The following is an 18,597-nucleotide window of genomic DNA, read 5'->3' as shown; positions in this document are numbered from 1 at the left end:
AAATCCCCGAGAAAACCGAACCGACCATGACCGAACTGAAGGAGTCAGCGATGAGCCCGGTGCTCGATCCCGCTGTGGCGGCGCTGCTGGACAACCCGACCACGACCCGGCTGCGCCCCGTCTTCGAGGGCAACAACATCAGCTTCGCGATCGGCTTCAAGCACATCAACTACGTCGCGGAAGCGGCCGTACTGAGCCACTTCCGCGCGGCGGGGCTGTCCGTCGGCTCGATGTACAAGCGCTTCGGCCTGGGCTTCGAGGTCGTGGAGCTGCGCTCCCGGCTCGGTGCGCTGCTGGACGTCGACGACGAGGTGGAGGCGGAGGTCACCCCGGCGACGAAGGACGGCGCCACCGAGTTCACCTTCAAGGTCGCGCAGTTCGTCGAGCGGGACGGGGAGCGCCTCAAGTGCGCCACGTCCACGGTGCGGGTGGCGCTGCGGATCGACGACCACATCGCCGCTTCCGAGGCGTACCCGGCGGGCCTGGAGCGGTTCGCCGTGCGCTCCCTGGGCAGCGGGGACCGGCTGGAGCTGGCCGCGACCCCGAGCCCGTACGGGAGCCTGGTCGAGGGCCGCGGGACCGTCGGTTCGGACCCGGTGCTCGACGAGCTGATCGGTGAGGACAACGCGTTCGGCTGGCGCTGGCGGATGCCCTACTTCTACTGCCACTTCAACGACCGTGTGCAGATGTCGGGCTTCCTGCGGGTGATGGAGGAGGTCGAGGACCTCTTCCTCGCCTCCCGGGGCCTTGCGATCAAGGAGGTTCTGGACACCCGGAACTGGATCCCGGTCGTCACCCAGTCGGAGCTGCGGCTGCTCGACGAGACGCTGATGGAGGAGGAGCTCTACACCGTCTACACCATCGAGAACGTCTTCAAGAGCCTTCTCTACACCGCGCGCATGGACTGCTACGTCATCCGCGACGGCGAGCTGGTGCGGACCGTGACCGGCACCATCACCCACGGCTATCTGACCGAGCACGCCCCCAACGAGTGGTCGATGGCGACGTTCGACGAGGCGACGGTCTCCGCGCTGAGCACCCCGAAGCGGGTGGACGCATGAGTGCCGCGACCGCGTCCCGGCCGGTGATCACGGCGTGGTCGGCCGTGTCCCCGTACGGCATCGGCGCGCAGGCCCTGACCGAGGGGCTGCGGGCCGGGCGGGCGACGTCCGCGCCGGTGGACACCGAGCGCTGGGGGGTGCCGGAGGGCGACGCCCATCTGGTGCCGGGCTTCGAGGTCCGCGAGGTGCTGGGGAAGAAGGGCACCCGCTCCATGGACCGGGTGACCGGGCTCGCGGTGACCACCGTGGGCGCCCTGCTGGAGCAGCCGCAGGCCGACCGGGACCGGGAGACCGGGGACCGGGCCGCGCTGGTGCTGGGCACCACGACGGGCAGCGTCGCCAGCATGATGGACTTCACCCGCAGCTCCCTGGTGGGGGCGCGGCCGTTCGACGTCGACCCGGCGCAGATGCCCAACGCGGTGATGAACTGCGCGGCGGGCCAGTGTGCGATCTGGTACGGCATGCGCGGGCCCAACACCACCCTCGCGGGCGGCCGGACGGCCAGCCTGTCGGCGGTGAACTACGCGACGCGGCTGCTGTCCTCCGGGCGGGCCGAGTCGGTGCTGTGCGGCGCGGCGGAGGAGTTCTCCTCGGCCCGCTACTGGCTGGAGCGGCACAGCCGGGAGTCCGGTGGAGAGGATCCGGCGCTCGGTGAGGGCTGCGCGATGCTGCTGATCCAGCCCGCCGACGCCTGCAGCCCGGAGCGTCCCGCGCTCGCCGAGATCCTGGCGGTCGAGTCGCGGGTGGCGTTCGGGGACGACCTGCGGGCGACGCTGGAGGCCTGCGTACGGTCCGCTCTCGTCGCGTCCGGCGGCTCGGCGGAGGAGGTGTGGGCGGCCGGTCACAGCGAGGCCCCCGGCGCTGCCGGGGTGGTGGAGCGCGAGGTGCTGGCCTCGGTCGTGGGCGACCGGGCGTTGGAGCGGGTGCCGGGCGTCGGCACGCTGGGCGATGTCTCGGCCGCCTCCGGCGCGTTCCAGATCGCGATGCTGCTGGCCACCGCCGACGGTGACGCCGAGGCGGCCGGCCGGCTCGCGGTGGCGACCTCGGTGGACCGGGACGGCTCGCTGTCCTGCGCGGTGCTGCGACTGGCGGCGTCATGACCGGCACCCTGAGCCGGGAGTCCGGCATCAGCCCGGTGGCCGGACACGTATCCGTGGTCTCCCCCCGGGGGGACGACGGGAGCGCGGCGACGCGGTTCGTGGTCTCCCCCGACGAGCCGGTGTTCGCCGGCCACTACCCGGACTTCCCGATCTTCCCGGGGGTGTGCGTGGTCGACTGCGCGCACCGCGGCGCGCTGGCCACGGCGCCGGAGCCGGTCGAGCTCGCGGCCGTGGAGTCGGCCCGGTTCACCGGGCCGGCGTTCCCCGGCGACGTCCTGGACTTCGCGCTGAAGTGGCGCCATAAGGACGGCGACTGGCGGCTGTCGGCCACCGCCACCACCGCGCGCGGCGCTGCCGCGTCCGTCCGGCTGCGGTACCGCGCCGCGGGCAGTGCCCCGCAACCGCCGGACGCGGGTGCCGGTTCCGGGGCCGCGCCCGTGGCCACGCGGGCGCAGCGGGAGGCGGAGCTGCCCGAGGTGGCGAGCCTGCTGCCGCACCGGTATCCGATGCTGCTGGTCGACCGGATCACGGCGCTCGATCCGGGCGAGCGGATCACCGTGGTCAAGACGGTCACGCACAACGAGCCCTGGTACGCGGGGCTCACCCCCGGCCGGGACCTCGCCTACCCGGCGTCCCTGCTGGTCGAGTCCTGGGGCCAGGCCGCCGGGCTGCTCGCCTCGGCGGCGGCGCCGGACGCCCGTAGCCAGGTGATGCTGTTCGGCTCCGTGTCGCAGGCGGTCTTCCACCGTCCCGTACTCCCCGGCGACGTGGTCGAGCACCGCATCACGCTGTCCCGGTCGCTCGGCGACTCGGTGATCTTCGAGGGCGAGAGCCGCAGTGGCGCGGGTCCGGTGATGTCCGTCGGGCAGATGGTGATGGCCTTCCGCCCCGGCGATCACCTACGGCCCGCCTGAGCCCCGGCGACGAGCGAATTCCCGGTCGAGAAGGAAGACATGACGCAACAGCGGAAACTCTCCAAGTACTGGATGCTCACCGACGACTTCACCCAGAACCCCTATCCCGTTCTGGAGCAGGTCCGCGAGGAGCAGCCGGTCTGCAAGCTCTCCATCCCCGGCGCGGGGCACGTCTGGGTGGTGACCCGGCACGAGGACGCCAAGGCCGCCCTCGCCGATCCGCGGCTCAGCCGCGACATCCACACCCACTACAAGCTGCTCTCCAAGCTGACCGGGACCAGCCTCACGCCGCCCCCGGAGCACGCCAACCACCTGGCGAACCTGGAACCGCCGCGGCACACGCCGCTGCGCAAGGCCATCAGCTCGGCCTTCACTCCCCGCCGGGCGGACGCCCTGCGTCCGCACATCGAGTCGGTCGCGGACGAACTCCTGGACAAGCTGGCCGCGAAGCCGGGCGCCGATCTGATCGCCGACTACGCCGATCCGCTGCCGGTGATCGTCATCGCCACGCTGATGGGCGTGCCGGCCACGGCCTGGCCAGACTTCCTGCGCTGGTCGACGGAGCTGCGGGCGACCGACCCGACCGATCCCGCCGCGGACCGCACGGTGAAGGAGCTGTCCGCCTACATGTCGGCGCTCATCGCGGAGAAGGAGCGGGAGCCGGGCGACGACCTGATCTCCGCCCTCATCCAGGCCGAGCCCGACCGCAGGCTGACCGGCACGGAGGTCCTCTCCACCAGCTTCGCGCTGATGACGGGCGGCAACGACACCACCGCCAGCCTGATCGGCGGAGTGCTGCGCACGCTCCTCACCCACCCGGCGGAGCGCGCCGAGCTGCTGGCGGCACCCGGCCGGTGGATGGCGGAGATGGACGAACTGATCCGCTACGTCAGCCCCATCGCCAACACGCTCCAGCGGGTCACGCTGGAGCCGGTGGAGATCGGCGGGGTCACCATTCCCGCCGACGAGATCGTGATCGTTTCCGCGATGTCGACCAACCGCGACCGGTGCCCGTTCCCGGAGCGCCCCGACGAGCTGGACCTCAAGCGCCCGAAGCCCGCGCACCTCAGCTTCGGCCACGGCATCCACTACTGCTCGGGCGCGCACCTGGCGAAGCTGATGACGGAGGTGGCGGCGCGCCGCTTCTTCGAGAGGTTCCCGGACGCCCGGCCGGCCGTGGATCCGTCCGAACTGCGCTATGTGCAGAACATGGTGGTGCGCCCGCTGGAGTCCCTGCCCGTGGTGTGGTGACGCCGAACACCTCCGCGACGCCTCGCGCCCCCGGTCCGATGACGGCCGGGGGCGCGAGGCGTGATGCGCTCGGAGCTCGGTGCGTTCAGGGTTCGTGCGTTCAGCGTTGGGCGCGGAAGATGGCGAAGACGATCCGCAGGCACAGCACACCGCTGATGACCAGCAGGTGGTAGCCGAGCATCTCGAATAGCCGGATCGACCGGGTGACCATCGGCCCGCCGGTGGTGTGCAGCAGGATCACCGCCATCAGCCCGAGGGTCGCCGCGAGACAGGTGAGCAGGATCTCGTGGACGAGCGCACGGAAGTAGCGGCGGTCACGGCTGTCGGCGAACAGCCGTACGTTGACCGCGAGCCGCCCGGCCTCGAGGGCGCTGGTGACCCGGTCCAGCCGGCGTGGCAGCCGGCGCAGCACCGAGAGCGCGGAGTACAGCTCGTTCTGGGTCGAGGACCCGGTGGACGCGTAGCCGGCCTGGCTCGTGAACTGCCGCACGGCCCAGGTCCGTGACTCCGCCACGATGTCGAAGCCCGGTGACAGCCGGGCGAGGGTGCCCTCCAGGGTCGCCAGCGCCCGGAAGACCGCGGCCACCTCGGGCGGGATGCCCAGGCCGTGCTGGGACACGACCCGGAACAGATCCACGAAGACCTTGACGTCCGGTACGGCGCCGGGGGTGAAGTGGCGGGCCATGAAGCGGCCCAGCGACCGCTCCAGGCCTTGCTCGTCGATTTCCTCCGGCCGGGTCACCAGGTCCAGCAGGGCATCGCACAGGGCCGCCGAGTCGGCGTGGTCCACCGCCATGAGGAAACGCCGCAGTGCGGTCCGCACCTGGCCGTCGAGGCGCCCGACGGAGCCGAAGTCGACCAGGCCCACCCGGCCGTCGTCGAGCAGCAGGATGTTGCCGGGGTGCGGGTCCGCGTGAAAGGTGCCGTCGGAGAGGATCTGGGTCAGGAGGTTGCCGAGCAGTGCCCGCGCCAGGTCGGCCTGGGCGGCCGGCGAGGCGGCGGCGAGGGCGTCGTCGGCGCTGATGGGCTTGCCGGGCAACTCCTCAAGGACCAGGACCAGTTCGCCGCTCAGTTCCTCATGGGTGTCCGGGATGACCACCGAGGTGTCGGCCTTGCGCTGTTCCCACGCGGCCCGGACGGTGGTCAGGTTCCGTGCCTCGATCCGGAAGTCGAGCTCTTCCCGCACGGACGCCGAGAATCCCTCGGCCAGCTCGATCATGCCCAGGGTGCGGGCCCAGTGCGCGCGGGTCTCCAGCAGTCGCGCGATCCGTCGGATGATGTCCAGGTCCCGCTCGACACCGGGCCGCACGCCGGGGCGCTGGACCTTGACCACGACCCGCTCTCCGGAGTGCAGCCGCGCCAGGTGGACCTGCGCGATGGAGGCCGCGGCCAGCGGCTCGGGGTCGTAGGAGGCGAACACCTCCTCCGGCGGCCTCCCGAACTCCGTGTGCAGCTGCTGGGCGATGCGCTCCGCGGGCTCCGGCGGCACCTGGTAGTGGAGCCGGCTCAGCTCGCTGATGAACGCGGGCGGCAGCAGGTCGTGGCGGGTCGCCAGCACCTGGCCGAGCTTGACGAAGGTCGGGCCGCCCTCCTCCAGCGCCAGCCGCAGGGGCCTGGCGAGCAGGGCGGTGGCCCGGCCGGCGCCCGCGGCCTCGCTGCCGCCGCGGTCGATTCCCCGCCCGCGCAGGTACGGTCGCAGACCGTGCCGCACCGCGATGCCGCTGATCTGCGCGTATCTGCGGGCCCTGGCGACACGGGAGCGCAGGGCGCGCAACCATCCGACGGCCGGTCCCGCGGAGTCACTGGGAAAGACCATGTCCGTCACGGCCAGGAATCCCATGGCGAGCAGCAGGGCACAGCCCATCTGTAGGCCCATCAGCAGCCCGCTGCGGTCGGGCGTCCGGATGACGGTGCTGAACACCAGGACCCCGCCGACGGCGACGGCTCCGGTGAGGAAGGTGCGGATGACTCCCACCCGCACTCCGAGCAGCCGCCGCGCCAGCACCGGGAAGACGACCAGGAACAGCGCGAAACTGGCCGCCGCAAGGACGACGGTCGCTATCGTCATGCATATTCCTCAATGGATGCGGATGGTGTCGTTGAATTCTTCTGAATTCTTCTAACAGCCCGCTGCAACCAGGAACAAGGCGGGTAGCAGCAAGCTGCCAGCACAAAGCGGGGCCCGGCGTCGTCGGGGGTTTCGACGCGGGGCCCCGCAGCTTGGGGTGGACGATCAGCCCATGGCCTCGACGAGGCTCTTCGGGCGCATGTCGGTCCAGTTCTGCTCGACGTACTCCAGGCAGGCGGCGCGCGTGTCCTGGCCGAAGGCGGTCGTCCAGCCGGCCGGGACCTCGGCGAAGGCGGGCCACAGGGAGTGCTGGTTCTCGTCGTTGACCAGAACGAAGTAGCTGGCGTTCTCGTCCTCGAAGGGGTTGCTCATGATTCGGTTCCTTCCGTGCGGGTCGTAGAGGTGGTTGCGCCGACTGCCCGGGCTGCCCGGACCGTCTCGACGAAGGCGGGGAGCCGGTCGATTCCCCAGAACTTGTCGCGCCGATGGATGAAGAAGGGCACTCCGAACACCCCGTCCCGCTCCATCTCGCGGAGGATGTCGAGGCCGCGTGCCCGCAGCTTTTCGTCGTCGACCGCGTTCGCCACCCGGTCCGGGTCCAGCCCCAGTTCCTCGGCGACGCCGGCGATGACCTTGCGGTCCGCGATGTCGTGGCCGTGCTCCCAGCGGGCCTTGCTGACCGCCCCGATGTAGTCGCGGCCGCGGCCTTCGTCCTGCGCCACCAGGTAACCGAGGTGGGAGACCGCCCAGTTGGGGTCCTTGTCGATGGGCCAGGCGACCGTCAGTCCCCGTTCGGTGCTCAGCCGTTTGACGTCCTGGAGGATGTAGAAGTGCTTCTCCTTGGACATGGGGACGTACGGAAGCTGGACGCCCTCCTCGGCGAGCATTCGGTTGCTGACCTCGTCCGGCTCCCAGTACGGGCGCCATTCGATGGCGTCCGCGACATCCGGGTACCGTTCGGTGAGGTCACGGAACGCGAGCCACGAGTACGGGCTGCGAAGTGAGAAATACCAGCGCGGTGGCTTGATGGCCATCGAATGCCTCCTGGAAAACCGGGGCCGGTTCGTCCGGCGTGTCCGGGCGTAGCTAGATGGTGATGCCGCCGTCGATCTGCAGGACCGATCCGGTGACATAGCCGGCGCGGTCGGAGGCGAGATATCCGACGAGATCGGCGACCTCCTCGGCGGTTCCCAGCCGTCCGAGCGGGACCTGCTCCAGGGCCTTGTCCTTGACGGCGCCGGTGAGCACGGAGGTCATGTCCGTGTCGATGAAGCCCGGTGCCACCACATTGACGCGGATGCCGTATCGGCCCACTTCCTTGGCGAGGGCCCGGGAGAACCCGATGATCCCCGCCTTGGACGCGGAGTAGTTCGTCTGGGTCGCGTTCCCGTACACCCCGGCCACGGAGGAGAGGTTGACGATCGCTCCCGACTTCCGCTTCATCATCGAGAACACCACGGAGCGGCAGAGGTTGTAGACGCCGTCGAGATTGACGTCCAGCACCTGGTGCCACTGGTCCTCGGTCATCATCACCAGCGGGTTGTCCCGGGTGATGCCCGCCGCCGTCACCGCCACGTCGACGGGTCCGAGGAGGTCCTCGGTCTCGGCGACCAGGGCCTTGACCGCTTCGGCGTCCGTCACATCGGCCTTGCGGGCCAGGACGCGGACACCGATCTCGGTGACCTGCTTCTCCAGCTCGCGGGCGGCCTCGTCATTGGACTGGTAGCAGAAGGCGACATCGAAGCCGTCCTGCGCCAGTCGCAGCACCGTCGCCCGCCCGATGCCACGCGAACCGCCCGTGACAAGGGCGACCCGGGTGTCCTTGCTCGTCATTGCTCTCCCTCACCTATGCGCCGGCCGCACCGGCCTGTGCTGCCCGTGGCGGCGGTGATGCCCTGGCAAGAAATCCGGCAGGGCATCGACCGACCCCCGCTACCAGCCGGCGGACTCCGCGACTACCTCGTAGACACCCTTGAGGTGGACCATGCGGGACAGCTCCGACTGGTCGATGACGATGCCGAACTGCTTCTCCAGCGCGGCCAGGATCTCGATGGCCCGCAGCGAGTCCGCGCCGTGGTCCTCCTTGAAGAGGCTGGTCTCGGTGACCTCGTCCTCCTCGAGCTCCAGAATGTCGCAGATGATTTCGCTGATCTTGGCCAGGCGCTCTTCGTACGTACCGCTCACGACGGATTCAGCCCTTTCGGTATACCGATTCATTTCAGCCACAATGACGAAACTCGGTCGGACACATTTCTAGGAGCCGCGGCCGACCACCGGCAAGGCGGGTTTCAGCAAGCTGCCACTCGCCGCCGTCCGGGCATCGGCGGAGGCCGGGGGCGTGCCTTTGACCGGCCGTGTTGTCAACAAGCGGACACCCTTCACGCGCGTGGCCTCCGCTGCCCGCGCCCGGTGGGAACCTGATGCCTATTCGTGGGGCGGAGCGCGGGCTTCCGTGTCGGTCTTCCCCATCGAGCACATACCGCTGGCCGGAGTCGGAAGTCCGGACAGTGGCGAAGCCTTTTCCTTTAAGGAGCCCCATGTTCGGACGAGTCGGACGGTTCTGCGTCAACCGCCCGTGGCTGACCATCGTGGCTTGGATTGTCGCGGCGATAGCGCTCAGCGCGCTCGCGCCTTCACTCAAGCCCACCGATGACCAAGCCGACTTCCTGCCTTCGCACTATCAATCGGTGCAGGCGGCGAAGCTGCAGGAGAAGGCCTTCCCGCAGCGGGACCAGCCGGCGGCCATCATCGTCTTCCAGCGGTCCGACGGCGGGAAGCTGACGGCTTCCGACAAGGAGGCCGTGGGCAAGGTCGCGAAGAACTTGCAGGACCAGAAGTACAGCAAGATCAAGCAGGTGCTGTCGGACCCCGCGGCAGTGTCCGCGGACGGCACGATCGCCCTGGCGAACATCCTCGCCGACACGAAGAACGTCTACGACGAAGACGTGGTCGACTCGGTCAAGCAGATGCGGGCGGACGCCAAGTCCCCGCTGGGCGGCACCGCGCTGAAGATGGGCATCACCGGCTCGGCGGCCACGGCCCTCGACAGCCGGGAGTCGTCCGGCGACACCGACGCCATGATCATGATGGCCACCCTGGTCCTGATCATCGTGCTGCTGGGTGTCATCTTCCGCAGCCCCCTCATCGCCTTCCTGCCGGTGCTCACGATCCTCGTGGTCTTCACCGTGGCCAACGGTCTCATCGCGACGGCCAGCGAACTGGGCGGCCTCAAGGCGGACCAGAGCGTCTCGGCCCTGCTGATCGTCGTCCTCTTCGGTGTCGGCACCGACTACATCCTGTTCCTCCTGTTCCGGTACCGGGAGGCGCTGCGGGCCGGTGAGCAGCCCAAGAACGCACTGGTGAACGCCGTGAGTTCGGTGGGCGAGACCATCGCCTCGGCGGCCGGCGCGGTCATCGTGGCGTTCCTGGCCCTGCTGCTGTCGACCATGGGCAGCATGCGGTCCCTCGGCCCGTCCCTGGCGATCGCGGTCGCGGTGACCCTGGTGGCCGCCCTCACGCTCGTCCCCGCCGTCTTCTCCCTGCTGGGCACGAAGGCCTTCTGGCCGTCCAAGTCGTGGCAGAAGCAGCCGAAGAACACCACCGCCAACCGCATCGGCTCGCTGGTCAGCCGGCGCCCGGCGGCCGTGGCCGCCGTGTCGGCGGGTGTCCTCGCGGTCCTCGCGGTCGGTGTCTTCGGCTTCAAGGCCGAGTTCGACTCGGAGAGTTCACTGCCCAAGGACCTGGAGTCGGTCCAGGCCATGGAGGTCCTGCAGAAGGGCTTCGCCGCGGGCGGCGCCGACCCGACGCTGGTGTACCTGGAGGCGAAGGACGGCGGCAAGCTGGAGAAGCCCGAGCTGAAGGCGTTCCACGACGCGCTCGTGGGCGTGCAGGGTGTGGGCCAGGTCTCCGAGGCCGTGCCCAGCCCCAAGGGCGATGTCGCGCAGTTCAGCGTGGTGCTGAAGTACCGGCCCGCCGAGGACAAGGCGATCTCCCTGGTCTCGGGCCCGCTCCGCGACGCGGTCGACGAGGCGGCGCCGGAGGGCAGCAAGGCCCTCGTGGGCGGCACGACGGCCGTGCTGGCGGACATCGAGACCGCGGTCAACCACGACTACAAGCTGGTCTTCCCGGTGGCGGGCGTCGCCATCATGGTCATCCTCGGTCTGCTGCTGCGCAGCGTCGTGGCCCCGCTCTATCTGATGGTGTCGGTGGGCCTGGGCTTCGCGGCGACGCTGGGCTCCACGGTGTGGCTGTTCCAGGGGGCGCAGGGTGAGAAGGGGCTGCTGTTCATGCTCCCGGTCATCGTGTACCTCTTCGTGGTGGCGATCGGCACCGACTACAACATCCTGATGGTGGCCCGGCTGCGCGAGGAGGTCCGCAAGGGCACCCCGCCCCGGGAGGCCGTCCGGCTCGCCGTCGCCCAGTCCGTGCCGACCATCAGCGCGGCGGCGGTCATTCTCGCCGGTACGTTCGGTGTGCTGATGCTCGCCGACAACAGCATGCTCCAGCAGATGGGCTTCGCGGTGTCGTTCGGCATCCTGCTGACCGCGTTCATCATGGCGCTGCTGCTGGTGCCGACCCTGACGACCCTGCTGGGGGAGAAGGCGTGGTGGCCCGGGCACCAGGCTCCGGACGCCGCGGAGCCGACGGGCACGTTCCGGGAGCCCGGGGACCGGGCGGTCTCCGGATCCGCCTCCAGGTGACGCTCCCCAACCACGGCCGGCGGCCGGCACGACCGGGTTTCCCGGTGGTGCCGGCCGCCCGGCTTTCGCCCCCCCCTGGGGCAGCCGACAGCAGACAGCACAGAGCCCCGACGGCGCGGACGCCGTCGGGGCTCGTGCGGTCGTGGGTTCAGCCCCGTACCGACTCCAGTCGCGCGCGGATGTCGGAGACGAGCTCCGTGCGCCGGTCGATCAGATAGAAGTGGTCACCGGGCAGCACCACCATGTCGAATCCCCCGGGGGCGAGGTCGGACCAGCCGGAGACGGACACGGGGTCCACATCGGGATCACTGTCGCCGACGTAGGCGACGACGGGGCACGGCAGCGGAACCCCGGGCCTCGCCGGGTAGTCGGCGACGATCCGGAAGTCCGTGCGGATGGCCGGGAGGACGAGCTCGCGCAGGTCGGGGTCCTCCAGCAGGGCGGCATCGGTGCCACCGAGCCGGCCGACCTCCGCGACGATGCTGTCGTCGTCGTCGAGATCGGTCGTACGGGGGGTGAGCAGGTGCGGCGGCTTGCGGCCGGAGACCAGCAGCGCGGCCGGCGCCACCCCGTACCGCTCGCGCAACCGCAGGGTGAGCTCGTAACCGATGGAGCCGCCCATGCTGTGGCCGAAGACGGCCAACGGCGTGTCCGTGTACGGCCCGAGCTCCTCGGTGAGCGCGTCGGCCATCCCCTCCATGGTGGTGACGAACGGATCGGCGATCCGCTCCTGGCGCCCCGGGTAGCGGGCGACCATCACCTCCACGTCGTCCCCGAAGGCGTGCCCCCAGGTGTGGAAGAAGCTGGCGGAGCCCCCGGCGTGCGGGAGGCAGAGCAGGCGCAGCCGGGGTGGTGCCTGGGTGGTGAACCGGCGCAGCCAGGTGCTTCGGATGTCTACTGCCATGGTGCTTCGGGTCTCCTCACTCGGGTGGGGGTCAGCCCAGCACGTCGGGGCTGTTCACGGACACCACCGGGGTGTCCGGGGAAATCCGGCGGACCAGCCCGGCCAGCGTCTTCCCGGGGCCCAGCTCGACCATCCGACGGCACCCCAGCCGGTCGACGAGGGTGCGTACGCTCTCTTCCCACAGCACGGGCGACGTCAGCTGCCGGGCGCCGAGCGCCGGCCAGTCGCAGATGCCGGCGTAGGGCTCGGCGTCCACGTTCGCCACCACCGGCACGCCGGAGGGGGCGAAGAGGGTGTTCTTCAGGGCCCTGGACAGGACGTCCGCGGCGGGCTCCATGAGCGGGCTGTGGAAGGCGCCGCCGACCCGCAGACGGATCATCTTGGCGCCGATGGAAGGCGCCGCCTCGGCGGCCCGCTCGACGCCTTCGACGGTGCCGGAGACCACGGTCTGGCCGGGTGCGTTGATGTTGGCCACCCACACCTCGGCCCCCGACTCGCGCAGTCCGTCCACGAGTTGCCGCACCTCGTCCAGGGGCGCGGCGACGAGGACTCCCATGGTGCCCTCGCGCTGCCGTGCCGCCTCCCGCATGGCGCGGCCGCGGGCGGCGACCAGCGCCGCGGCCTCGCGGACGGTGAGGACGCCGGCGGCGGTCAGCGCGGTGTACTCGCCCAGGCTGTGTCCCGCGCAGGCGACCACGGTGCCTTCCAGCGCGCCGCTGCGCACCGCCTCGGCGTGGGCCATCGCCGAGACGGTGAAGACGGCGAGTTGGGCGAGGTCGGTTCTGCGCAGGTCCTCGTCGGAGGCGTGCAGAAGGATTTCGGATATGTCCTCGCCGGTTGCCTCGGACACCTCGGCGGTGATGCACCAGGAGGCGGTCTCCCGCCAGGGTTCACCCATCCCTTGGCGCTGAGTTCCCTGTCCGGGAAATACCAGGGCGATCGGCATCGGATTCATCGAATCACCTTACGAACAGAGGTCATAGGACGGCATGGAGCCCGGAAGCCGCATTCGCGGCTCCGGGCCCATGCGACGACGGCACGAAGGGGTAGGGCCGTCGGACAAGAGGCATTCCCTGTGGGGTGAAATGCCTTCCTCACATCCCATGGAACTGTGCGTGCGGGGGTATCGGCAACGGCCCGTTCAGGAAGCTGCCACATACGTGGGCGGCGTCGGCCGTCCCGGCCCGGGACCCGAGGGGCCGGTCGTCCAGGACGGCGGCAGCAGCCTCAGCTCCGCTGCCCGTACGCCTGCCTGGAACCGGGAGCGGGCGCCCAGCAGCGTCATGATCTCGGCGACGTAGCGCCGGTAGGTGCGGACGGAGACGGTCAGCTCCCTGGCGGCCACCTCGTCAGTCACACCGGCGCGCAGCGCTCCGAGGATCTGCCGGGCGAGGTCGGCCCGGGACTGGTCGCCGAAGAAGATGCGGTCGTTCACCGGCACCGCTCCCCGCCACACGCCCTCGACCAGGGTGTGCAGCGCGTGGAGGATCTCCGGCGCCTGGACGACCGAGGCCCGCCGTCCGAGCGCGGACTCGGCGACGACCAGGCCGCGGGACCCGTCGACGATCAGCGCCTGGATCGGGGGCAGCCCGGCCACCCTGATGGACACCGGCCGGTCACGTCCGGCCTGCTCGCGGACGAAGTACTCGTCCAACAGGGCGGGGGAGCTCAGCAGCCGCACCCGGACGGCGTCGGGGGCGTCGGAGAGCAGGTCGCGTTCGGCCTCCCGAGGGTGGCCCTCGTGTCCGACGCTGCGGCCGTGGATGATGTCCACGCTCTCCACGGCGCCGTTGATCAGCTCCTGGGCCGTGTCGAGGATCTCGCCGTATCCGCCGTCGACCGTGTCGATCAGCCGACTGCCGGTCAGCTGGCTGCGGTGCTGGGTGACGGCCGTCTCGATCAACGCCCGGATCTCGCGGAGTGCGTGCTCGAGGTCGCCTTCACCGGCTCCACGCGCGCTCATCGGCATCCCGCGCTCACCGGACGCATGCGGCTGCCGCGTCTCGCGCCGTGTCGGCTTCTGTCCAGTGGCATGTGTCCGCCATCCCCCCGTAGTTGATCGGTCTGTGGCCCGAGTGTGCCCGCTCGTTCGATCGCGCCGGTACGCGCCTAGACGGTTCTGTCCGGCAACAGCCCCAGTTCCACGGCCCGTACACCCGCCTGGAAGCGTGAGGTCGCGTCGAGTTCACGCATGATTTCCGCGACATGGCGACGGTAGGTGCGCAAGGAGACGCCCACCTCGCCCGCAGCCTCCTCGTCGGTGTAGCCGGCGCGGAGCTTCTCGAGGATCCTGCGCGCCATGTCGGTACGCAGCCGGGTGCCCAGCCCGAGGTGCACGGAGAGCGGGCGGGCTCCGGACCAGGCGCCCGCGAAAAGAAGTTCAAGTGCTCGAACCGCGGCGGGGTCCTTCACGATGGCGGCGTGCCCGTCGGGGATCGCGGCCTTGGAGTGCACGAGCGCCACGGCTCCGTCGACGACGAGCAGCTCGCGCATCTCCCCCTCGGCCACCCGGATTTCCATCCGTACGCCACGCACTTGATCGGCCAGGGCGAGCAGTTCGGGCACGGCGTTCGCTGCCCAGAGCATCCGCACCACGACCCGTGGCGGGAATCCGGAGCCACTGTGGGCGGTACCGTCCGGGGCGCGCTCCGCGAGCGCCTTCGCGACCGCTTCCACGAACGCTCCGGCCCCGGTCACGGTGACGCTCACCGAGTGCCGCACGCCGTCGAGGAACTGGTCCACCGCGTCCGCGATGAGGCTGCTGTCCAGCCGCGAGAGCAGCACCGGGGCCTCGAACCGCTCCTGGTGCAGGGAAAGTGTGGATTCGATCAAGGCGTCGGCTTCCAGCAGGGCCTGCTCCACGCGCGTGGCGTGATCCCCCTGGCTCGCCCGATCCGTTCCGTCGGCCCCTGCTGGACCGACCGGCGTACCAGCCATTTCCCGTACCCCCGATTGCCGAACCCTGTTGGCCGACACAGCCACCCGGCCCGACCAATTACGGATCCGGTGACCCCACCGCAGTCACAACAAACCGGCTGGTCGGCGCGCGTCCCCCATTGTCGCCGGGCCCGCCCGGACACGCAAGGAACGCAGTTGATCACCGAAACGATAGTTCTCCCCATCCGGCCGGTCAACGCGGGGGAATCCTGCCGGGCGGACGTGAGCGGGCACCGGTGCGGGTTCATTCCCATTCTCGAAGCGGTCGGGATCGGGGCCGCCCGTTGTCAGCAAGCTGCACCTCTTCCGAGGCAACCGGAATTAAATCTTTCCGGTTTCCGTACTCTAAATCACACCTCGGTCACAGTCCGTAGCCCGGCTGTCCTCTACTGGCCATCGCCCCGCGTGTCACCCCGCCACCGAACTACGGTCACCGTGTGACCACAAGCTGCACATGGGCATCACACGCAACACGGGAACCACAGCCGCAGCGACCGCGTCACCGTTGAACGATCACGAGCGCGTACATAATTCTGCTTTCAAGCAACGTGTAGCGGCAGCGAAAACGCGTGATAGCTTCCACTCGGCTCGAAGCCCTATTCGATCCGAACTCGACAACATTCACTCCGGGGGGATGAGTGTGTCCGCATATCTGTATACCCGACGCGTGGCATGGAATTGCCTTTCACAGTCGATGGCGCGCCTGATCTGAGGCCCATCGGCCGGCCCGCCTCTTCTGGCCACCGGCCCCCGTAATGCCCATCTTGCGCACTACATCCATGTGAACCCAGAGAAAAGGCAATTGGATAACACCATGGCCATCCTCGCGCTCGAAACCGCCGTGCCCGAAACCGCCGTGACCGCATACCTCGCGGCCGCATGCCCCACGACCGGGGACAGCGGGCCCACGGACACCCGCTCCATCGCGGACCTCCTCCTGCGGGCCGCCCGCGAGCATCCCGATTCCGGACTGCGCCACTGCCTGGGTGGCGCCGCCGCCCCGTCGCACTTCCAGACGTACCCGGAACTGCTGGACCAGGCCCGCCGCGTCCTCACCGCGCTGCGTGCCCGGGGGGTGCGCCCGCGGCAGAACGTGGTCCTGCTGCTGGACCGGCCGCAGGAATTCCTCACCGCCTTCTGGGCCTGTGTGCTCGGTGGTTTCGTGCCCTGCCCCATGGCCCCCCTCGTCGGCGACCCGGAGCGCTGGGCCGCCCAACTGGCCCATGTCGACGCCCTCCTGGGCCGGCCGCTGCTGATCGCCGGCGAGTCGCTGCACGCCGAGCTCCCGCAGGCCGCGGACATCACCGCCATCACCCTCACCTCCCTCTACGGGGAGGAGCCCGCGGAGCGGTTCCACGAGGCGGAGCCGCAGGACACCGCGGTGCTCATGCTGACCTCCGGCTCCACCGGCAACTCCAAGGCGGTGCGGCTCACGCACGCCAATCTGCTGACGTCCATGGCCGGCAAGAACGGCTACCACCGGCTCGCCGCCACGGACACCACACTGAACTGGGTCTCCTTCGACCATGTGGCGGCGCTGATGGAGTGCCATCTGCTGCCGCTGTACGCCGGGAGCCGCCAGCTGCACGTCGAACCCGGGGTCGTCGTCGGCGAACCCGCCGAGTTCCTGCGGCTCGTCTCCCACCACGGCGTCACCATGACGTTCACCCCCAACTTCCTTCTGGGGATGCTCAACGCGGCCGCGGGCCAGATCACCGAGGAGCCGCTCGACCTGTCGTGCCTGCGGCACGTCATCAGCGGCGGCGAGGCCGTCCCCCGCGCGACCGGCGAGGCGTTCCTCACCCGCTTCGCGCCCCTCGGCCTCGCACCCGACACGCTGTGGCCCGCGTTCGGGATGACCGAGACGTGCGCCGGCAGCATCTACTCCCTCCGCTTCCCCGCCGCCGACCGGGGCCGGGAGTTCGCCAATCTGGGCACCCCCGTCGAGGGCCTGCGCATCCGGGTCGCGGACGAGCGGGACCGCGCCCTGCCCGAGGGCGAGATCGGTGAACTCCAGCTGTCCGGGCCCATGATCACCCCTGGCTACTACAACGACGTCCGGGCCACCGCCGACGCATTCACCGCCGACGGCTGGTTCCGCAGCGGCGACCTCGGGCGGATCGACGAGGGGCGGCTCAGCCTCGTCGGGCGGAGCAAGGACTGCGTCATCGTCAACGGAGTCAACTACTTCAGCCACGAGATCGAGACCGAGCTGGAACAGCTCGAGGGAGTCGCGAGGTCGTACGTCGCCGCGTTCCCGATCCGCCCGGCCGGCAGCGACACCGAGCAGCTGGTGATCGCCTTCCACTGCGAGACCCCCGCCGACGACGAGGCCGCGCTCCACCGCGTCCTGACCGCGGTGCGCAGCACCGTGGTGATGCACTGGGGCTTCCGTCCCGCCCTCGTCCTCCCGCTGCCCAAGGCCGCCTTCCCGAAGACCAGCCTGGGCAAGACGCAGCGCGCGGTGATGCGCCGGCGACTGGAGGACGGACGGTACGACGCGGTCGTCGAACGCGTCGCCGACCTCACGCTGCGCCGACTCGGCGGCTACACCGCGCCCGAGGGCGAGACCGAGCGGGTCCTGACGGAGATCTACGCCGAGATGTTCGACACCGAGCCGTCGCGCATCAGCGTCACGGCGAGCTTCTTCGACCTCGGCGGGACCTCCCTGGACATCCTGCGGCTCCGCAACCAGGTGGCCCGGCGGCTCGGGGTGACGGGCCTGGAGGTCATCACGCTCCTCACGGCACCCACGGTCCGCGCGCTGGCCGCCCGGCTCGCGCAGCGCGGTGGGCCCGACGGGCAGGCGTACGACCCGATCGTGCCCCTGCAGACCGGCGGCGACAAGACACCGCTGTTCTGTGTGCACCCGGGGGTCGGCGAGGTGCTGGTCTTCGTCAACCTCGCGAAGTACTTCGTGGGCGACCGGCCGTTCTACGCCCTGCGCGCCCGCGGGTTCAACGAGCACGAGAAGCCGTTCGCCTCCTTCGAGGAGATGGTCGACACCTATGTGGCGGCCATCAGGAGCAGGCAACCGCACGGCCCGTACGCCGTCGCCGGGTACTCCTACGGCGGGGCGGTGGCCTTCGAGATCGCCAAGGTCCTGGAGTCCGAGGGCGAGCGCGTGGACTTCGTCGGCAGCTTCAATCTGCCGCCCCACATCAAATACCGCATGGAGGAGCTCGACTTCGTCGAGACCGCGGCCAACCTGGCGTTCTTCCTCGCCCTGATCGACAAGAAGCAGTCGCTGGAGCTGCCCGGCCGGCTCCGGGGCCTGCCCCGCGAGGAGCAGCTCGCACGCATCATCGACCTGGCGCCGAAGCGACGGCTGGCCGAACTCGACCTGGACGTGGCGAAGTTCGGCGCATGGGCCGAACTGGCCGACGGCCTCACCGACCTCGGGCGCACCTATCAGCCCAGCGGCACGGTCCGCTCGATGTCGGTCTTCTACGCCGTCCCGCTGCGCGGCACCAAGGAGGACTGGCTGCGCGACGAACTCCACCGCTGGGACGAACACACCACGGGTACGGCCCGCTACATCGACGTACCCGGCGAGCACTACACATTGATGGGCCCACGGCACGTGGCCGCGTTCCAGGCGATCCTGCGCCGCGAGCTCGACCGTGCCCTGGGCGATGGCGAAGGGGGAACGGCGTGACGGG

15 protein-coding genes are annotated in these 18,597 nt (G+C 70.0%); 6 read left to right on the top strand and 9 right to left on the bottom strand.

Translation table 11 applies throughout. From position 1 onward, the window contains the following. The first annotated feature begins 50 nt into the window (after window positions 1-50). From FHS38_RS30295 to FHS38_RS30275, 4 genes are read left to right on the top strand one after another with little or no spacing between them, the layout of a single operon-like run. Window positions 51-1,061: a hypothetical protein gene (locus tag FHS38_RS30295; RefSeq protein WP_184738994.1), complete on the top strand. Its 1,011-nt coding sequence runs from the start codon at window positions 51-53 to the stop codon at window positions 1,059-1,061. Beyond that, a complete protein-coding gene (locus tag FHS38_RS30290; RefSeq protein WP_184738992.1) occupies window positions 1,058-2,161 on the top strand; it encodes a beta-ketoacyl synthase N-terminal-like domain-containing protein in 1,104 nt (367 codons plus the stop codon). The genes FHS38_RS30295 and FHS38_RS30290 overlap by 4 nt, the downstream gene beginning before the upstream one ends. Beyond that, window positions 2,158-3,075 (top strand): 3-hydroxyacyl-ACP dehydratase FabZ family protein, encoded by a 918-nt coding sequence (locus FHS38_RS36210; protein ID WP_308433598.1) that lies wholly within the window; start codon window positions 2,158-2,160, stop codon window positions 3,073-3,075. The genes FHS38_RS30290 and FHS38_RS36210 overlap by 4 nt, the downstream gene beginning before the upstream one ends. A 39-nt stretch (window positions 3,076-3,114) precedes the next feature. Next, window positions 3,115-4,326: a cytochrome P450 family protein gene (locus tag FHS38_RS30275; RefSeq protein WP_184738990.1), complete on the top strand. Its 1,212-nt coding sequence runs from the start codon at window positions 3,115-3,117 to the stop codon at window positions 4,324-4,326. Window positions 4,327-4,426: 100 nt separating this feature from the next. Here the strand turns inward: FHS38_RS30275 and FHS38_RS30270 are convergent, their stop codons facing one another. From FHS38_RS30270 to FHS38_RS30250, 5 genes are all read right to left on the bottom strand, one after another. Next, window positions 4,427-6,394, bottom strand: a complete 1,968-nt coding sequence (locus FHS38_RS30270; RefSeq protein ID WP_184738988.1) for an ABC1 kinase family protein — start codon at window positions 6,392-6,394, stop codon at window positions 4,427-4,429. 165 nt (window positions 6,395-6,559) lie between these two features. Next, on the bottom strand, window positions 6,560-6,766 hold the full coding sequence (locus tag FHS38_RS30265) for an MbtH family protein (RefSeq protein ID WP_221495520.1): 207 nt from the start codon (window positions 6,764-6,766) through the stop codon (window positions 6,560-6,562). Continuing rightward, window positions 6,763-7,428: a 2-hydroxychromene-2-carboxylate isomerase gene (locus tag FHS38_RS30260; RefSeq protein ID WP_184738986.1), complete on the bottom strand. Its 666-nt coding sequence runs from the start codon at window positions 7,426-7,428 to the stop codon at window positions 6,763-6,765. The genes FHS38_RS30265 and FHS38_RS30260 overlap by 4 nt, the downstream gene beginning before the upstream one ends. A gap of 52 nt (window positions 7,429-7,480) precedes the next feature. Then, window positions 7,481-8,227: a 3-oxoacyl-[acyl-carrier-protein] reductase gene (gene fabG / locus FHS38_RS30255; protein WP_184738985.1), complete on the bottom strand. Its 747-nt coding sequence runs from the start codon at window positions 8,225-8,227 to the stop codon at window positions 7,481-7,483. A 99-nt stretch (window positions 8,228-8,326) separates the two neighbouring features. Continuing rightward, window positions 8,327-8,611, bottom strand: a complete 285-nt coding sequence (locus tag FHS38_RS30250; protein WP_184738983.1) for an acyl carrier protein — start codon at window positions 8,609-8,611, stop codon at window positions 8,327-8,329. 320 nt (window positions 8,612-8,931) lie between these two features. Between FHS38_RS30250 and FHS38_RS30245 the strand changes: the two genes are divergently transcribed. Continuing rightward, the gene (locus FHS38_RS30245; RefSeq protein WP_184738981.1) at window positions 8,932-11,094 is read left to right on the top strand and encodes an MMPL family transporter; all 2,163 of its coding nucleotides are present in this window, start codon (window positions 8,932-8,934) and stop codon (window positions 11,092-11,094) included. 148 nt (window positions 11,095-11,242) lie between these two features. Here FHS38_RS30245 and FHS38_RS30240 read toward each other — a convergent pair whose 3' ends face one another. The 4 genes from FHS38_RS30240 to FHS38_RS30225 form a co-directional block, all read right to left on the bottom strand. Continuing rightward, complete coding sequence (locus FHS38_RS30240) at window positions 11,243-11,998, bottom strand: thioesterase II family protein (protein WP_184738979.1); 756 nt, start codon at window positions 11,996-11,998, stop codon at window positions 11,243-11,245. Window positions 11,999-12,029: 31 nt separating this feature from the next. After that, a complete protein-coding gene (locus FHS38_RS30235) occupies window positions 12,030-12,944 on the bottom strand; it encodes an ACP S-malonyltransferase (RefSeq protein ID WP_338933389.1) in 915 nt (304 codons plus the stop codon). A 195-nt stretch (window positions 12,945-13,139) separates the two neighbouring features. After that, window positions 13,140-13,961 carry a helix-turn-helix domain-containing protein gene (locus FHS38_RS30230; protein ID WP_229822806.1) on the bottom strand — a complete coding sequence of 274 codons (822 nt, stop codon included), beginning with the start codon at window positions 13,959-13,961 and terminating at the stop codon, window positions 13,140-13,142. Between the two features lie 146 nt (window positions 13,962-14,107). Further along, complete coding sequence (locus FHS38_RS30225; RefSeq protein ID WP_184738973.1) at window positions 14,108-14,860, bottom strand: helix-turn-helix domain-containing protein; 753 nt, start codon at window positions 14,858-14,860, stop codon at window positions 14,108-14,110. Window positions 14,861-15,749: 889 nt separating this feature from the next. Here FHS38_RS30225 and FHS38_RS30220 point away from each other — a divergent pair. Further along, the gene (locus FHS38_RS30220) at window positions 15,750-18,593 is read left to right on the top strand and encodes a non-ribosomal peptide synthetase (RefSeq protein ID WP_184738971.1); all 2,844 of its coding nucleotides are present in this window, start codon (window positions 15,750-15,752) and stop codon (window positions 18,591-18,593) included. Window positions 18,594-18,597: the final 4 nt, after the last annotated feature.

This window comes from Streptomyces netropsis, from assembly GCF_014203545.1.
In the GTDB taxonomy this organism is placed as follows: Bacteria; Actinomycetota; Actinomycetes; order Streptomycetales; family Streptomycetaceae; genus Streptomyces; species Streptomyces netropsis.
The sequence above is the reverse complement of the archived record's forward strand: the minus strand, read 5'-3'. Positions and strand labels throughout refer to the sequence as shown.

What these genes read in the sequence shown, in the direction of transcription:
- FHS38_RS30265 (WP_221495520.1), bottom strand. Translation starts at nt 6,766, where the DNA reads ATGAGCAACCCCTTCGAGGACGAGAACGCCAGCTACTTCGTTCTGGTC.
- FHS38_RS30250 (WP_184738983.1), bottom strand. Translation starts at nt 8,611, where the DNA reads ATGAATCGGTATACCGAAAGGGCTGAATCCGTCGTGAGCGGTACGTAC.
- FHS38_RS30270 (WP_184738988.1), bottom strand. Translation starts at nt 6,394, where the DNA reads ATGACGATAGCGACCGTCGTCCTTGCGGCGGCCAGTTTCGCGCTGTTC.
- FHS38_RS30275 (WP_184738990.1), top strand. Translation starts at nt 3,115, where the DNA reads ATGACGCAACAGCGGAAACTCTCCAAGTACTGGATGCTCACCGACGAC.
- FHS38_RS30245 (WP_184738981.1), top strand. Translation starts at nt 8,932, where the DNA reads ATGTTCGGACGAGTCGGACGGTTCTGCGTCAACCGCCCGTGGCTGACC.
- FHS38_RS30240 (WP_184738979.1), bottom strand. Translation starts at nt 11,998, where the DNA reads ATGGCAGTAGACATCCGAAGCACCTGGCTGCGCCGGTTCACCACCCAG.
- FHS38_RS30290 (WP_184738992.1), top strand. Translation starts at nt 1,058, where the DNA reads ATGAGTGCCGCGACCGCGTCCCGGCCGGTGATCACGGCGTGGTCGGCC.
- FHS38_RS30235 (WP_338933389.1), bottom strand. Translation starts at nt 12,944, where the DNA reads ATGCCGATCGCCCTGGTATTTCCCGGACAGGGAACTCAGCGCCAAGGG.
- FHS38_RS36210 (WP_308433598.1), top strand. Translation starts at nt 2,158, where the DNA reads ATGACCGGCACCCTGAGCCGGGAGTCCGGCATCAGCCCGGTGGCCGGA.
- fabG (WP_184738985.1), bottom strand. Translation starts at nt 8,227, where the DNA reads ATGACGAGCAAGGACACCCGGGTCGCCCTTGTCACGGGCGGTTCGCGT.
- FHS38_RS30220 (WP_184738971.1), top strand. Translation starts at nt 15,750, where the DNA reads ATGGCCATCCTCGCGCTCGAAACCGCCGTGCCCGAAACCGCCGTGACC.
- FHS38_RS30230 (WP_229822806.1), bottom strand. Translation starts at nt 13,961, where the DNA reads ATGAGCGCGCGTGGAGCCGGTGAAGGCGACCTCGAGCACGCACTCCGC.
- FHS38_RS30295 (WP_184738994.1), top strand. Translation starts at nt 51, where the DNA reads ATGAGCCCGGTGCTCGATCCCGCTGTGGCGGCGCTGCTGGACAACCCG.
- FHS38_RS30260 (WP_184738986.1), bottom strand. Translation starts at nt 7,428, where the DNA reads ATGGCCATCAAGCCACCGCGCTGGTATTTCTCACTTCGCAGCCCGTAC.